This window comes from Halanaerobium saccharolyticum subsp. saccharolyticum DSM 6643, from assembly GCF_000350165.1.
In the GTDB taxonomy this organism is placed as follows: Bacteria; Bacillota; Halanaerobiia; order Halanaerobiales; family Halanaerobiaceae; genus Halanaerobium; species Halanaerobium saccharolyticum.
In genome coordinates this window covers 17,636-32,608 of the sequence record NZ_CAUI01000021.1, presented here as the reverse complement: position 1 = coordinate 32,608, position 14,973 = coordinate 17,636, and the positions used below count along the sequence as shown (strand labels likewise).

The window sequence follows — 14,973 nt, the reverse complement described above, 5'->3', positions numbered from 1 at the left end:
AAGTTATAAGTAATTTTAATATGCTTTATTGTTATAGTAATCTGCAATTATTTTATCCATAATTTTAGTTGTTCTAGCTGCACTTTTCCCTGTAGAAGGAGACTCCCCAATGCCAAGCAAACTCTGAACCACTTTTTCTATAAGAGGCTGTTGTACATGTTCTGGATAAGAAAATTCTATTTTTTTTAGTCCATTTTCATTCTCCAAGGTTATTGCTTCCTCACTAAAAGAAGAAAATTGGATTCGTCCTTTGTTACCAATAATCTCATTTTGATCAAGATTATGATAGCCATTAAAAGTCCAACTCCCAGTTCCCTGGATATAATTTTCAAATCTAAAACTCATTACAACATTGTCTTCAGCAGGATAATATCCTCCCTGATTGATAGCAAAACCAGCTGCTGACTCGATTGGCCCAAAATAGTAATCAAATAAATCAAGTGTGTGTGCTGCCAGATCTAGAAATTTGCCTCCACCTGCAATTTCAGGTATGACTCTCCAGGGAAGATTCTCTTCTTTTTTTTCGTTTTCCTGCAGCGGCTGAGCTAACTTGATATTTACTGCTCTAACCTCACCAATTGCCCCAGTTTCTAGCAGCTCTTTAATTTTCAAGAATCTAGGCATTGCTCTCCTATAATAAGCCACATGCAGTTGGACTTCATTATCGTTACAGATCTTGATCATTTCTTGAGCTTCTTTGTGATTTCGGGCCATAGGCTTTTCGACATAAACAGGCAGTCCCGCCTCAGCTGCCATAACTGTATACTTTTTATGAGTAGATGGTGGTGTTGCTATATAAACAGCATTAACCTCGGAATCTTTTATTAGATCTTCTGCCTGATCATACCAACGTGCTACTTTATGACGATCAGCATAATCTTTTGCCAATCTTCCTGTACGCCTCATAACTGCTACTAATGATGATTTGTCTATTTTATTAAAGGCTGGTCCACTTTTCTTTTCTGTTACGTCACCACAACCAATAATACCCCAACATACCTTTTTCATTTAAATTCCTCCCATTTTGTCATCTTGAATTTTATAATTATTAAAATAATACAAAAAAAAATACTTCCAAGCAAACAGTCAATTTAAATCAATTAGACCGTCTACTTGGAAGTATAATATAATTTTAAAAAAGATTTAATAAAATAGTTTAATGAGTCTATCAAAAAATTATTTTACAACCATAACTGTTTTTTTGGAGTGTCTAACAATCTTGTCACTAATACTGCCAAGCAGGAACCTTTCAACTTTTCCATGGCCTTTATCTGCAACAATAATCAAGTCAAAATCATTTTCTTCTGCATAATCACAAACTTCATCTGCAGGATCACCATGAACCAGTATTTTTTCAGGTTCTATTCCTTTTCTTTTGAAAAATTCTGCATCTTGATCAAGTATTTCTTGTCTTTTGGCTTTAATTGTATCTTCCTGCTGCTGCATTACATTTTCTAAAGTCTCAGCAGATAGATAAGAGGCCACTTCATTAAACTGGTTGACTGGGACCTGAGCAGTTTCAGTATAAACATGAATCAAGGTTACTTCAGCTTCTAAACTTTCAGCAAGTTCGGCTGCTTTTTTAGCAGCTTTTTGTGCACTTTGCGAGCCATCAACAGCTACCAGAATTTTTTTCATAATATCGACCTCCTGTAATATTATAGTTCTCTATATCTCAAAAAAATCCTTTTTTCTTTTAGTCGAATCAATAACATTATTAAATTCGGTAATTTTAAGTTTTCACATGAAACATTTTAGTTTTAATTAATCTCTTTTTGGCTTAAAATTAAATATGTTTGAATTATCATTCCCCCATTAATAATAAGGCTAACTCATTATATTCTAATTGAGATACTTTGTATTCCCCTTTACTCTGACCATCTTTTAATACACTAACATAGTCAGAACTTATAAATACTTCTTTGATTTCTGAAGTAAAATTAACTATAGTGATTCCTTTTGCCTTTAACTTTTTTAAAAAATTAAAAAATATTTTCTTTTTATCTGAAGCTAAATTAACAACTGCCTGATCAATTATTAAAATTTCTACCCGACAAGAAAGAGCTTTTAACACTGCTACCAGCTGTTTTTCTAATGGGCTCAATTCAACCATTTTTTGGTCTGGTGATAAATCTATAGTCAGCAGACTAATTAGTTCTTCTGTTAGCTCAACCATTTTCTGATTATCAATAGATTTAAAAAACAAAAAAGATTTAAGTGGTTCTCTGCCAAAAAATATGTTTTCAGCAACCGTCATTTCAGGAAAAACTGTAGATTTTTTTTCAGTATTTCCTTTTTTATTGAATTGAAAAACTCCTAGTGGATCTTTTTCAGGATTAACTGCCGAATATTGGTCTATTAAGTAAATTTTATTTTGATTTAAATTTTGAAGCTGCTCTCTGCTAATATTTGCTCCCTCAATAATTAATTCTGCATTCTCAAAATCTTTTTTAGCTGTTAAAAATTTTAATAACTCATTTTTACTCTGCTTATTTTTAAATAAGACTGAATGAATACTATCTTTTTTTATTTTTAAATTAAAATTATTTAAAATTTGTTGTCCGTTAATTTGAGAGCTTAGATTCTTTATTTCTAAACTATTACTATTTTTCATCTTTTCACCTTCTGCTTCTTAATTTTTTTACCAAAGAAATGCTGTGAATATTAAAAAAAGACCACCATTAATAATTATATTAATAGCAGTCTCAGAATATCAAGAAAATATTTTGAATCTAAATTTATTACTTAGCTTACTAGCTTACTTTTCTTTAACATTAACTTTTAATAATGCTGTGATATCATCATAGATTTTTACTTCAACAGTATGCATTCCTAAAGATTTAATTGAATCATCAAGCTGGATCTTTCTCTTGTCGATATCATAGCCTTTATCAGAAGCTGCTTCAGCAATATCTTTTGTATTAACTGAACCAAATAATCTACCCTTTTCGCCAGCTTTAACCTTGATTTCAAATTTTTCAGATTCTAATTTAGATTTTAATTTATTAGCATCTTCTCTTTTTTCATTTTCAAGACGATTCTTTTTTGCTTCTTTTTCTTTCATTTCTTTAATTTTCTGCTGAGTTGCCTCTACTGCTAAACCGCGCGGCATTAAATAATTACGTGCATAGCCATCAGCTGCCTCAACAACATCGCCTTTAGAACCTAATTTCTTAACATCTTCTGTTAGTACTACTTTCATAATAACTTGCCTCCTTAATCATTTTTAACCAGGTTGGTTATTCTGCTTTCTAAAATTAAACCACATATCTAATAATCCTAATAAAATTAAAATCATCGGAACTGGTGGAAAAATCAAAATCAAAAAAATCATAAATGACTTTATTAAAACAGAACTACTTTTCTTAGATAAAAAATACATCAAAACTGCAAAGCCCTGCAAAAATGCCAGGAAAAACATAAATATATTTATGTTCAAAAAAATCGAGTTTGAAGTAAATAAAAGAGAAACTACAATTAAAATTGATACAATCCAACGTGGTAAATACCATCTATTTATGGGTTTATATAATTCTATATTTAAGCCTCTTCTTCTTAAGTACCAGGCAGAAACATAATAATTTAAAACCCCTGTAATTGTTGCTGAAACAAATAATAGAGATGGGAATATTTTCTTAATTAAATTCATTTGGGTTGTTATTATTTGTTCTAATGATTGTTGATCGCCACTTAAATTTTGGACTGCCTGCTGTAATAATGTTTGATAATTTAAGTTTAACATTCCAGAAGCAACATAAAAAATCAAAAGTTGTGAAATTGTTACAGCAATTACAGCTACAATTAGAGTTTTAAAAGGCGATAAACCTTCTTTAATTACATTACCGATAATAAAACCTACAAATCCAAAACCAATTATAGTCATCAAACCCATAACAGTTCCAAATAAAAAAGCATTTATTAAAGCTGCTATTATAACAACTCCAATTACCCCATTACTCTCCTTTTTTTGAACAAGATATACTATGGGTACCGGCCAGAGTATCATAACTGCCATTGATAAAAATGGAATAAAATAATTAATTGCAGTCAATAAAACTATATAGGCCAAAGTTCTAATACTATCTTTATATCTTCTAATATCCATCTAAATTATCACCTCATCTGCCGGCAAAAATTAATAGCATTATTAAAGAAAGGAGGCTCCATCATAGATTTTGCCTCCTTAATTAAATACTTATTCTTTTACATATGGCAGTAAAGCAACTGATCTAGCTCTTTTTACTGCTTTAGTAATTAATTTTTGATGTTTAGAACAATTTCCTGTTACACGACGTGGCATAATCTTACCACGATCTGTTAAATATCTATTTAAAGTTCTTAAGTCTTTATAATCTATTTTTTTATCTTCGTTTGCACAAAAATGGCATGACTTATTTCTACCTCTAGGCATTAAAATTTACCTCCTTTTTAAAATGGTACATCAAAATCATCAGCATCAAAATTATCATCAAATTGAGCATCAAAATCATCCTGCTCCTGTTTTTTGTTCTGCTGAGCAGACTTCTTATTATTTCTCTGCTGATTACTATTATTTTGAGTCTGTCCCTGATTATTACTGCGGCTGTTATTTTTTCCGAAGTCTAGAAAACGCACATTATCAGCGTTAACCTCAGGATTTATATAAGTTCTATTGTTGTTTTCGCTTTTGCGAATCTGTAAGGACCCATCGACTCCAACCAGTCTACCTTTTCCGAGATGACGGGCACAATTTTCCGCCAGACCCCGCCAGGTTACAATATTGATAAAATCAACATCTCTATCTCCATCACGGTTAGTATAATTTCTTTCTACTGCCAGTGTAAAATTACAAACTGGAGTTCCATTACTGGTATAGCGAAGTTCAGGATCTCGTGTCAGGCGGCCGATTAAAACAATTCTATTTAGCAAGAGTATTCACCACCTAAATTTATATTATGCATCATTTCTAACTACTAAATAACGAAGTACACCATCCATAATCTTAAAGATTCTTTCTAACTCATTAACTACTGTTGTCTTAGCGTTGAATTCTAAGATTGTATAATCACCAGAACGATAATCTTTAATCTCATATGCTAATTGCTTTTTACCCCAAGCATCAACTTCATTTACCTCTCCATCGTGGTCTGAAATAGCATTTTTCACACGCTGAAGAATATTCTGCTTTTCTTCATCTTCAAGATCTGGTTTAAGTACAAAAGTTGTTTCATAATCTCTTTTTCTAATTTCCATTTACTGTCACCTCCTCCACACGGACTAATGGCCCTGCTGCTAGCAGAGCATGGATTTTTAACCAATCTAAATTATAGCATCTATTGGCTTTAGATGCAAGTTTATTTTGCTGAAAAGAATAATAATAACTATTATAGAACTCAATGTTTGAAGCATTCTAGTCAAACTGAAAGCATTTAGGTTCAGATTAAAAAATTAAGAAAACCAAAATGTAAAATCAATACTATGAGCCAGGTTCCTAAAATATCGGAAGGATAATGAACCGCCGTCATTATTCTAGAAAGAGCAGTTAAAATCGCTAAAAAAATCATTGTTATTCCTATTTCTGGATTTATCTCTAAAAATGCTAAAGAAATAATTAGAGAGCTTCCAGTATGTGTGCTGGGAAAAGAATGATCTTTTCTCTGTTCTACTAAAGCTTTGATATTATGTTTTGCAAATGGACGAATTCGATTATATAGGTATGGTATAAGCTTAGCCAAAAAATAAAAGACAGCAGGAATTAATATAAATTCTTTTAAAACTTTGTCATTATATATTAAATAAATTACTGCAGCAAAATATATTGTTGAAAAAAATATAGAAGAAAATTGACTAATAAAAACCACCGCTTTAGAAAGTCGGCGGTGATTAATATTAAAGTTATATAATTTAAATAATATTTTTAGATCTAATTTTTTTAGCATATCTTTATCCTTATTTAGTGTCTAATACAATAAAAATATTGTCTAAAACTTTGCTTAAATTTAAAGATTAAAGTATTAATTAGACATTAAAACGGAAATGACAGATATCTCCATCCTGCATTATATAATCCTTGCCTTCTAGTCTTAATAAGCCTTCCTCTCGAGCTTCAGCCATTGAACCAACACGTTTTAAATCTTTAAAGCTTACTATTTCAGCCCTAATAAACCCTTTTTCCATGTCACTGTGAATTCTTCCTGCTGCTTCTGGAGCAGTCGAGCCTTTTTCCACTGTCCAAGCCCTACACTCTTTTTCACCTGCAGTAAGAAATGTAAGTAGATTCAACAATTCATAACCAGCCTTAATTACTCGATCCAAACCGGAATCATTAAGTCCTAATTCATCTAAAAACATTTCTTTCTCATCTTCATCTAACTCAGCAATATCAGCTTCGATTTTAGCACTTACTTCTACAACTTTGGCTCCATCTTTTTCAGCATGGGCCTTTACGTCTTTAACCAGTTTATTCTGGCCTGTATTTATATCTTCCTCATTAACATTTGCTAAATAAATTATTGGCTTAGCACTTAAAAGCTGCAGTTCTTTTACTAAACGCTTAGCAGTTTCATCAAGTTCTAACTGTCTAATATTTTTACCTTCTTCTAAAGCATCTGAAATTTTTTCTAAAGCAGCTAACTCTTTTAAATAGATTTTATCTCCACTTTTAGCTTGTTTTTTTGATTTTTCTAATCTTTTTTCAATTTGACTTAGATCTGCCATCATTAATTCGGTATTGATAATATCAATATCTCTATCAGGAGAGATTTTACCATCAACATGTGTAATATTTTCATCATCAAAACATCTAACAACTTGGGCTATCGCATCTACCTCTCTGATATGAGCTAAGAATTTATTACCAAGCCCTTCACCTCTGCTTGCACCTTCAACTAAGCCGGCAATATCTACAAATTCAATCACTGTAGGAGTTTTCTTTTCTGGTTGATATTTTTCTGCCAACCATTCCAATCTTTCATCAGGAACTGGTACAACTCCTATATTGGGATCTATTGTACAAAAAGGATAATTTGCTGCATCAGCACCCGCTTCTGTTAGTGCATTAAAAAGAGTTGATTTACCTACATTTGGCAGTCCAACAATTCCTATTTTCATTAAATAATCTTCCTTCCTCAAAAATTAAAGTTTTTTCTTAACACTTTTCTCAAATTTATTTCTTGCTAACATAATTACTCTTTCACAGGTCTCACATTTCGCTTTAAAATCCATGCCTACTCTTAAAATTTCCCAGGTTTTGCCGCCACATGGATGAGTTTTTTTAAACTCAACTCTGTCTCCAACCGAATAATCTTTCGGCATTTTAAGACCTCCTTTTCACTTGGTTTTGTTCTTAATTTTCAAATATAAATTTATGTTAAAATTATATATAAAATTATCAGTAAAACAACTGCTAAGAATGCAACAAAAAGACATCCAGGTTCTTTATAAAAAGGCTTGTCTGTACTTAATTTATAACTAATACTCCCTTTTTTTCTTGCTTTTTTAAGATATTTAACAGATTCAGCATAATTACCTTCTTCCCGATAAATAACTCCTAAATTATTATAAGCAGGACCATAATCCTCATTAGCTTTTATTGCCTGATGATATAACTCTTTTGCCCTTTCTAAGTTTTCCATCTCTCGAGCAATACTTCCCAAATTAGTTATGGCTGGAGCATAATCAGGATCTTGATCTAATATTCTAATTAACAGCTTTTGTGCTTCATTAAGCTTTTTTTGATAAATATGAACTACTGCCATTTTATTCAATGCAGGCAGGAAATCAGAATTTTCTTCTAAAAATTCATTTAATTTTTTTGAAGCCTTTTTTCTTTTGCCTTGCTCTATTAACTCTACACATTCTTGATATTTCTTCTCTTGTTCTTCTGAAAGCTGTTCTTTATAATAGGACTCTTTCATATTTTCACCCACTTTTTAGTTAACTTCAATTTTAGATTATATCATAAAACAACCTTAAACTGCAAAAATGGCCCAAGTGGGCCATTTGCATTTATTATAGCTTAAAGTTAAAAAATAAAACCAAAGATTAAAATTACTTTTACCATAATGTTATTTTTTTTAATTACCAGCGAAGATTAGGATTTCTAGCAGCTTCAGTCTCATCTAATTTCCTAACTGACGTTGAATGAGGTGCATTTTTAACAAGTTCCGGATTTTCTTTTATTTCCCGGGAAATAGTTAGTAAAGTTTCCACGAAATGATCTAAAGTTTCTATATTCTCTGTCTCTGTGGGTTCAATCATCATTGCTTCTTTAACTACAAGTGGGAAATAAATTGTCGGAGCATATTGATCGTAATCCAAAAGTCTTTTAGCTATATTAAGTGTTGAAGCTCCTTCGGCTTTCTGGCGGCTACCGGAAAGCACAAATTCGTGCAGACTATCTTCTGCATAAGGAAGTTCAAATTTATCTTTTAATCTGGCTTTTAAATAGTTAGCATTTAAAACAGCATTTTCTGTTGTCTTTTTAAGCCCTTTTCCTCCCACTGTTTTAATATAAGCCCAAGCTCTGAGCATTACTCCATAATTACCGTAAAAACTATGAACTTTCCCGATTGACTTAGGGCGATTATAATCCCAATAATATTTTTCTTCATCCTTTTTTAGCAGTGGTTTTGGAAGATATGGTGCCAGAAAATCTTTAACTCCTACCGGGCCAGAGCCGGGTCCTCCACCACCATGAGGGGTAGAAAATGTTTTATGGAGGTTAAAATGCATGAGATCAAAATCCATTAAACCGGGTTTAGCATAACCCATTATTGCATTCATATTTGCTCCATCATAATAAACCAGCCCACCTACATTATGAACCATCTCGGTAATCTTTAAAATATCTTCTTCAAAGATACCAAGAGTATTAGGGTTAGTAAGCATCAAAGCAGCCGTCTCTTGATCTAGGGCTTCTGCTAATTCATCTAAATCAACCATCCCTTTTTTATTAGATGCTATTTCAACAACTTCAAAGCCTGCCATTGTTGCGCTAGCAGGATTTGTCCCATGGGCTGAGTCAGGTACTATAACTTTAGTTCTTTTTTCTTCTTTATCTTCAAAATATTTTTTTGCTATCATTAGCGATGTAAATTCTCCATGAGCACCAGATGCAGGTTGTAATGTTATTTCATCCATAGCACTAATTTCTGCTAAATCTAATTTCAATTGATACAATATTTCTAAAGAACCCTGCAGCTGCTCTTCCGGCTGATAAGGATGTATATTACTTAACTCAGCTATTCTAGCAATTCTTTCATTTCGTTTTGGATTATATTTCATAGTACATGAACCTAAGGGGTAAATCCCAGAATCCACACCATAATTAAGTTCACTTAACGCTGTATAATGCCTGACCACATCTACTTCACTAACCTCTGGTAGTTCAACCTCTTCTCTTAAATAATGACTTATTTCTTGATTAAACTCACTTTTTTCTACCTCAAGTGGAGGTAGAGAATATCCTTTACGACCAGGACTGCTGTAATTTTTAATTAGTTTCTCCTCCACTTAAAGCACCTCCAAATTTTCTAATAAATTATCCATTTCAGCTTTTGTTCTTTTTTCAGTAACACAAACTAGAATCCCATCTTCGTCAATTCTTTTTAAATCATAACCAACTAATATATCTTTTTGAAGCAATTTATCTATAATCTGACTACTTTTCTCTTTTGTTTTAACTACAAATTCATGGAAAAAATTATCCTTATTAGCTACTTCAAAACCGGATATTTTATCAATTTTTTTAGCCAGATAATGAGCTTTATGGTAACACTGCTCTCCAACCTCTTTTAAACCAGTTTTACCCATGGTAGACAGATATATTGTAGCCATTAAAGCATTTAGAGCTTCATTGGTACAAATATTAGAGGTTGCTTTTTCACGACGAATGTGTTGCTCTCGTGTCTGTAGAGTTAAAACAAAACCTTCTTTCCCTTCGATATCCGTAGTTTTTCCTACAATTCTACCTGGTAATTGACGCATCATTTTTCGATTGTCCCTGCAAGCCATAAAACCAAGGTTAGGACCTCCATAATTTAGCCCACTCCCTAAATTCTGAGCCTCTCCAACAACTATATCTGCATCAAATTCAGCTGGTGCCTTTAAAACTCCCAGTAAGATTGGATTAACTATCACTACAAAAATAATATTTTTATTTCCTTTGGTTATTTTTGAAATTTCTTCCATCTTTTCTATAGAACCATAAAAATTTGGGTATTGCAAAACAACTACTGCAGTTTTTTCATCAATGTTTTCTTTTATTAGTTCAGGTTCAATGATATTAGCTTTGCTTTCTAAATCAATAAATTCTAATTCTGCTCCAGAACCATATGTTTTTATAACTTCTCGATAAGAAGGATTAATGGTATCAGGCAGCAGCACTTTAGAACGTCTAGAAATTCTAGCCCCCATAGTTACAGCCTCTGCTGCTGCTGAAGCTCCATCCAACATAGAAGCATTTGTAATCCCCATTCCGGTTAAATCAGAAATCATACTCTGATATTCATAAATAGCCTCTAGTGTCCCCTGACTTAATTCAGCCTGATAAGGAGTATATGCCGTATAAAACTCTGATCTAGATATTAAAGCATCAATGACCCCTGGTACATAGTGATCATAAGCTCCAGCCCCTAAAAATGAGATTTGCTGATCAAGACTTTTGTTTTTCTTAGCAATATTCTGAGCTTTTCTCATTAATTCTAGTTCAGAAATACCAGCTTCAATATTTAACTCATCATCAGCTTTTACTGCTTCTGGAATCATCGAAAAAAGATCTTCAACCTCTTTAATTCCGATTTCTTTAAGCATTTTATTTCTTTCTGCTGCTGTATTGGAAATATAATCCATGATTATTCCTCCTCTATAAAATCAGCATACTCCTCTGCAGATAAAAGTTCATCAAGTTCTGAATCATCAGCAGGATCAATTTTAATTAACCAACCTTCTCCATATGGATCATCATTAATTCGTTCTGGATTATCTAATAAATCCTCATTAACTTCAATAACTCTACCACTTACTGGAATAAAAGTATCCGAAACAGCCTTAACAGATTCTAAAACTCCAAAACTGTCATCTTTATCAAATTCTTCATCTACCTCTGGTAATTCAACAAATACAATGTCGCCTAATTCTTCCTGAGCAAAATCTGTCACCCCAATTACTAAACACTCTTCCTCTTCTCTAACCCATTCATGATCTTCTGAGTAATATAAATCTTCTTTTACACTCATTTTTTTGCCTCCTTTAATTTTTAAGATAACATTTCACTATCCATTTATATATTTAAGGTCTTAAACAAAAGGACCTTTTATAACTTTAGCTTTCACTTTTCTGCTTCTAACTTTAATTTCAACTTCTGTGCCAGAAGCTGTGTGTTCAGATTTTAGATACGCCATAGCAATTCCCTGTTCTAAGGTTGGAGAATAACTTCCACTTGTAACTTCTCCTATTTTTTCATCTCCGATATAAACTTCATGACCATGCCTGGCTACTCCCCTCCCTGTAATTTTTAAGGGAGTCAATTTTCTAGGGCAGCAGTTAGCCTTTATATTTATTAATTTCTCTCTTCCAATAAAATATCCTTTATTTATAGCAACTGTCCATCCCATATTTGCTTCATAAGGATTGGTGTTTTGATCAATATCATTACCGTAAAGAGCATACATTTTTTCTAGTCTTAAGGTGTCTCTAGCCCCTAAACCGCAGGCTTTAATTCTAAAATCAGATCCAGCATCTAATATTTGCTTCCACACATTTTTCGCTTCTTCTGTCTCAAAGTAAAGTTCATAGCCTAATTCACCTGTATAACCTGTGCGAGAAATTATCATTTCTATTCCGGCTGCTTTAGCCTGCCTAAATTTATAATAATCTAAAGAGTTTAGGTCAATATCTGTTAGCTGCGTTAATATTTTTTTAGACTCTGGACCTTGTAGAGCGATCATAGCATATTTATCTGAAAAATTTTCAGCCACAGTTTTATCAAGAATATTTTCTTTTATCCAATTAAAGTCTTTTTCTATGTTTGAAGCATTTACCACTAATAAATATTCATTATCTTTTAAACAATAAACAAGTAAGTCATCAATTATCCCACCATTTTCATTGCACATTGGTGTATAAAGAATTTTTCCTACCTCTAGTTTCTGCATATCATTTGTTATTATCTGTTGTAGAGATTCAGAAGCGGTTTTGCCACTGACAAGTATTTCTCCCATATGAGACACATCAAATAAACCACATTGATTTCTGACAGCCTTATGTTCTTCAATTATTCCACTATATTCCACCGGCATTTCCCAACCACCAAAGTCAGTCATTTTAGCTCCCATTTCTTTATGCAGTTGATTAAGTGGTGTTTTTTGCATAATTAGCCCCCTTTTAATTAAAAAGCCTTTTAAACTAACAGCCATTTGTGAAATTTATCTAAAACAAACAGAACAGGGAGCCGGAAAAAATCCGACTCCCTGTTCATAAAAAATTATGTTCAGAGTTACGTCCAGCTGAATTCTTTTTGCCTGAGAGTTTCAGTTCCCCTTGCTCCTTCGGCGCCAGTAATGATCTCTCATCCAGCCTTCACCCGTTTTAATTCAATTATCTATTTTAATTATATATCATTTTCTTAATTATTGCAAAATTAAAAAACAAAAGCAGATAAAATTACAGCTACTAATAAAGCCGGTAATAAATTCCCTGTTTTTATTTTGCTAACTCCCAGCATATTTAACCCAATAGCAGTAATTAAAAGACCCCCACTAGCAGTCATAACCCTAATCATATCTTCAGTTAAATAAACAGCAGCCCAACTTGATGCAAGAGTTATACTACCTTGATAAATAAAAATAGGAATCACAGAAAAAGCAACCCCAATTCCAGTGCTTGCTGCAAACGCAATCGAAGTTATTCCATCTAAAAGTGATTTAGTATACAAAATACTTGGATTACTGTTCAGACCGTCTTGAATTGCCCCCATAATAGCCATAGCTCCAACACAATAGATTAGACTGGCCTGCACAAAGCCCTGTACAAAAAGATCGTCCCCCCCACCAAATTTTTCTTTTAAACTCTCACCAAATTTATTCAAACGTTTTTCAATCTGCAGTGACTCACCTATAACAGCTCCAATTACTAGACTAAAAATAACCAGCAAAATATCTGGATCTTTTTCTATACTAAAAGCCATCTGCATTCCAATTAAAATTACAGCCAGACTAATTCCATGGATCACTGTGTTTTGAACTTTCTCAGGAAATCTACCTCTAAAAAGAACCCCGACTGTACTTCCCCCTAATACAGCTGCTATATTAACAATAGTTCCAATCATTAAATATCACCTATCTACTCTCTTTATAGATATTTGTTTCATGTGAAACACTAATTCAGTTTATCTAATAAGTCATTTAATTTTTCTATACTATCAATTTCTATAGTTAATAAGTTGTTTTTCTTTCTTTTCTTGATATTTACTTTTGTCTTCAATTTTTTCTCTAATTCAACTGCTGCTTCCTGCCAAATAGGCTCTAACTCTTGTTTTTTATTTTTCTTTTTTTCGTTTTCAAAAGGATTTTTTAATTTATCTACATATTTTTCAGTCTCCCGGACTGTCAGGTCTTGAATAATTATATTTTCACAGGCAGCAACTTGTTTTTCTTCCTCTTCTAAAGATAAAAGAGCTCGTGCATGACCTATTGTAATTGCACCATGCTGTAGATGATTTTTAACCTTTTCAGCAAGCTTTAAAAGTCGAATCATATTTGAAACATTAGAGCGACTTTTACCAACTTGTTTTGCAAGTTCAGCTTGAGTTATACCAAAATTATCAATCATCTCTTTATAGGCAGCAGCTTCTTCAATTGGGTTTAAATCTTCACGCTGTATGTTCTCAATTAAAGCAACCTCCAGCATCTCTTGATCATTAAAATCTCTAATTACAGCCGGTATTTTTTTTAGTCCAACTAGTTTTGAAGCTCTCCAGCGTCTTTCGCCTGTAACAATTTGATATTTTTCAGCTTTAATTTTTCTAACAGTAATTGGTTGGATAACGCCTTTTTCTTGAATTGAGTTCGCAAGTTCTTTTAATGTATCTTCATCAAAATTGGTTCTCGGTTGAAAAGGATTGGGTTCTATTTGATCAGTGAATACGTCTTCAACTCTACTTTGATCAATATTATCATCATTGTTTATAAGCGCACTTAAACCTTTACCAAGTCTTTTCTTGCTCAAGAGAGATCACTTCCTCTGCTAATTTTCTATATGCCTCTGCACCTTTTGAGTTAGAACTATAATCAAGTATTGCTTTACCGAAACTTGGAGCTTCACTTAGCCGAACATTTCGAGGAATAATTGTTTCAAAAACAAGTTCTGAGAAATAATCTTTAACTTCATCTATTACCTGCTCAGACAAATTAGTTCTAGCATCATACATTGTCATTAAAACTCCCTCGATTCTTAAATCAGAATTCAAATTTTTTCGAACCAATTCAATGGTATTCATCAGCTGCCCTAAACCTTCTAAAGCATAGTATTCACATTGAATAGGGACCATCACACTATCAGCGGCAGTTAAAGCATTTAAAGTCAGCAAACCCAGAGAAGGAGGGCAGTCAATTATTATATAATCATAATTTTCATTAACTGTTTTTAAAGACTTCTTTAGTCTGCTTTCCCTTGATATAATAGACACTAACTCAATTTCTGCACCTGCCAATTCTATGTTAGCTGGAATAACATCTAAATTATCATTATTACTATGCAAAATTGCTTTTGAAGGCGGCTCCGATTCAATTAATAAATCATAAATTGTAAATTCAACTTCTGCTTTTTCTATTCCAAGACCGCTGCTTGCATTACCTTGAGGATCAATATCTATCAGCAAAACTTTATTATTCTTCTCTGCCAGGCCAGCACTTAAGTTAACTGCTGTAGTACTTTTGCCAACCCCACCTTTTTGGTTGACAATCGCTATTTTTTTAGCCATTATTTCACCTCTTT

General features: G+C 32.6%; 19 protein-coding genes and 1 riboswitch. All 19 genes read right to left on the bottom strand.

What is annotated here, in order from left to right; all coding sequences use genetic code 11:
- Positions 1-15: 15 nt before the first annotated feature.
- Complete coding sequence (locus tag HSACCH_RS08610; protein ID WP_005489219.1) at positions 16-1,008, bottom strand: Gfo/Idh/MocA family protein; 993 nt, start codon at positions 1,006-1,008, stop codon at positions 16-18.
- Positions 1,009-1,176: 168 nt separating this feature from the next.
- Positions 1,177-1,638, bottom strand: coding sequence for a universal stress protein (locus tag HSACCH_RS08605; RefSeq protein WP_005489217.1), 462 nt, complete (start codon positions 1,636-1,638; stop codon positions 1,177-1,179).
- A 166-nt stretch (positions 1,639-1,804) separates the two neighbouring features.
- Positions 1,805-2,614, bottom strand: coding sequence for an ATP-binding cassette domain-containing protein (locus HSACCH_RS08600; protein ID WP_005489216.1), 810 nt, complete (start codon positions 2,612-2,614; stop codon positions 1,805-1,807).
- 144 nt (positions 2,615-2,758) lie between these two features.
- Entirely contained in the window at positions 2,759-3,202 is a 444-nt protein-coding gene (gene rplI, locus HSACCH_RS08595) for a 50S ribosomal protein L9 (RefSeq protein WP_005489215.1), read from the bottom strand.
- 24 nt (positions 3,203-3,226) lie between these two features.
- Positions 3,227-4,105, bottom strand: coding sequence for a DUF2232 domain-containing protein (locus tag HSACCH_RS08590; RefSeq protein ID WP_005489214.1), 879 nt, complete (start codon positions 4,103-4,105; stop codon positions 3,227-3,229).
- A gap of 90 nt (positions 4,106-4,195) precedes the next feature.
- A complete protein-coding gene (rpsR, locus tag HSACCH_RS08585; protein WP_005489213.1) occupies positions 4,196-4,411 on the bottom strand; it encodes a 30S ribosomal protein S18 in 216 nt (71 codons plus the stop codon).
- Between the two features lie 17 nt (positions 4,412-4,428).
- Positions 4,429-4,908 carry a single-stranded DNA-binding protein gene (locus HSACCH_RS08580; protein ID WP_005489211.1) on the bottom strand — a complete coding sequence of 160 codons (480 nt, stop codon included), beginning with the start codon at positions 4,906-4,908 and terminating at the stop codon, positions 4,429-4,431.
- Positions 4,909-4,932: 24 nt separating this feature from the next.
- Positions 4,933-5,232 (bottom strand): 30S ribosomal protein S6, encoded by a 300-nt coding sequence (rpsF, locus tag HSACCH_RS08575; RefSeq protein ID WP_005489210.1) that lies wholly within the window; start codon positions 5,230-5,232, stop codon positions 4,933-4,935.
- A gap of 182 nt (positions 5,233-5,414) precedes the next feature.
- Complete coding sequence (locus tag HSACCH_RS13605) at positions 5,415-5,918, bottom strand: phosphatase PAP2 family protein (protein WP_005489209.1); 504 nt, start codon at positions 5,916-5,918, stop codon at positions 5,415-5,417.
- A gap of 79 nt (positions 5,919-5,997) precedes the next feature.
- Entirely contained in the window at positions 5,998-7,089 is a 1,092-nt protein-coding gene (gene ychF, locus HSACCH_RS08565; RefSeq protein WP_005489208.1) for a redox-regulated ATPase YchF, read from the bottom strand.
- 24 nt (positions 7,090-7,113) lie between these two features.
- Entirely contained in the window at positions 7,114-7,293 is a 180-nt protein-coding gene (locus HSACCH_RS08560; protein WP_005489207.1) for a DUF951 domain-containing protein, read from the bottom strand.
- Between the two features lie 50 nt (positions 7,294-7,343).
- Positions 7,344-7,895, bottom strand: coding sequence for a tetratricopeptide repeat protein (locus HSACCH_RS08555; protein ID WP_005489205.1), 552 nt, complete (start codon positions 7,893-7,895; stop codon positions 7,344-7,346).
- Between the two features lie 163 nt (positions 7,896-8,058).
- On the bottom strand, positions 8,059-9,492 hold the full coding sequence (gene gcvPB, locus HSACCH_RS08550) for an aminomethyl-transferring glycine dehydrogenase subunit GcvPB (RefSeq protein ID WP_005489204.1): 1,434 nt from the start codon (positions 9,490-9,492) through the stop codon (positions 8,059-8,061).
- On the bottom strand, positions 9,493-10,830 hold the full coding sequence (gcvPA, locus tag HSACCH_RS08545; RefSeq protein WP_005489202.1) for an aminomethyl-transferring glycine dehydrogenase subunit GcvPA: 1,338 nt from the start codon (positions 10,828-10,830) through the stop codon (positions 9,493-9,495).
- Between the two features lie 2 nt (positions 10,831-10,832).
- Entirely contained in the window at positions 10,833-11,216 is a 384-nt protein-coding gene (gene gcvH, locus HSACCH_RS08540) for a glycine cleavage system protein GcvH (protein ID WP_005489201.1), read from the bottom strand.
- A gap of 60 nt (positions 11,217-11,276) precedes the next feature.
- Entirely contained in the window at positions 11,277-12,350 is a 1,074-nt protein-coding gene (gene gcvT / locus HSACCH_RS08535; protein ID WP_005489199.1) for a glycine cleavage system aminomethyltransferase GcvT, read from the bottom strand.
- A gap of 128 nt (positions 12,351-12,478) precedes the next feature.
- A riboswitch (glycine riboswitch) is annotated at positions 12,479-12,562 on the bottom strand.
- Between the two features lie 57 nt (positions 12,563-12,619).
- Positions 12,620-13,306, bottom strand: a complete 687-nt coding sequence (locus tag HSACCH_RS08530) for a DUF554 domain-containing protein (RefSeq protein ID WP_005489198.1) — start codon at positions 13,304-13,306, stop codon at positions 12,620-12,622.
- Between the two features lie 50 nt (positions 13,307-13,356).
- The gene (locus tag HSACCH_RS08525) at positions 13,357-14,205 is read right to left on the bottom strand and encodes a ParB/RepB/Spo0J family partition protein (RefSeq protein WP_005489197.1); all 849 of its coding nucleotides are present in this window, start codon (positions 14,203-14,205) and stop codon (positions 13,357-13,359) included.
- The gene (locus HSACCH_RS08520) at positions 14,183-14,959 is read right to left on the bottom strand and encodes a ParA family protein (protein WP_005489195.1); all 777 of its coding nucleotides are present in this window, start codon (positions 14,957-14,959) and stop codon (positions 14,183-14,185) included. The genes HSACCH_RS08525 and HSACCH_RS08520 overlap by 23 nt, the downstream gene beginning before the upstream one ends.
- Positions 14,960-14,973: the final 14 nt, after the last annotated feature.

Coding starts and splice junctions, on each gene's coding strand:
- HSACCH_RS08520 (WP_005489195.1), bottom strand. CDS start 14,959: ATGGCTAAAAAAATAGCGATTGTCAACCAAAAAGGTGGGGTTGGCAAA.
- gcvH (WP_005489201.1), bottom strand. CDS start 11,216: ATGAGTGTAAAAGAAGATTTATATTACTCAGAAGATCATGAATGGGTT.
- rpsF (WP_005489210.1), bottom strand. CDS start 5,232: ATGGAAATTAGAAAAAGAGATTATGAAACAACTTTTGTACTTAAACCA.
- HSACCH_RS08610 (WP_005489219.1), bottom strand. CDS start 1,008: ATGAAAAAGGTATGTTGGGGTATTATTGGTTGTGGTGACGTAACAGAA.
- gcvPA (WP_005489202.1), bottom strand. CDS start 10,830: ATGGATTATATTTCCAATACAGCAGCAGAAAGAAATAAAATGCTTAAA.
- gcvT (WP_005489199.1), bottom strand. CDS start 12,350: ATGCAAAAAACACCACTTAATCAACTGCATAAAGAAATGGGAGCTAAA.
- HSACCH_RS08560 (WP_005489207.1), bottom strand. CDS start 7,293: ATGCCGAAAGATTATTCGGTTGGAGACAGAGTTGAGTTTAAAAAAACT.
- HSACCH_RS08590 (WP_005489214.1), bottom strand. CDS start 4,105: ATGGATATTAGAAGATATAAAGATAGTATTAGAACTTTGGCCTATATA.
- ychF (WP_005489208.1), bottom strand. CDS start 7,089: ATGAAAATAGGAATTGTTGGACTGCCAAATGTAGGTAAATCAACTCTT.
- rpsR (WP_005489213.1), bottom strand. CDS start 4,411: ATGCCTAGAGGTAGAAATAAGTCATGCCATTTTTGTGCAAACGAAGAT.
- HSACCH_RS13605 (WP_005489209.1), bottom strand. CDS start 5,918: ATGCTAAAAAAATTAGATCTAAAAATATTATTTAAATTATATAACTTT.
- HSACCH_RS08555 (WP_005489205.1), bottom strand. CDS start 7,895: ATGAAAGAGTCCTATTATAAAGAACAGCTTTCAGAAGAACAAGAGAAG.
- rplI (WP_005489215.1), bottom strand. CDS start 3,202: ATGAAAGTAGTACTAACAGAAGATGTTAAGAAATTAGGTTCTAAAGGC.
- HSACCH_RS08600 (WP_005489216.1), bottom strand. CDS start 2,614: ATGAAAAATAGTAATAGTTTAGAAATAAAGAATCTAAGCTCTCAAATT.
- HSACCH_RS08605 (WP_005489217.1), bottom strand. CDS start 1,638: ATGAAAAAAATTCTGGTAGCTGTTGATGGCTCGCAAAGTGCACAAAAA.
- HSACCH_RS08530 (WP_005489198.1), bottom strand. CDS start 13,306: ATGATTGGAACTATTGTTAATATAGCAGCTGTATTAGGGGGAAGTACA.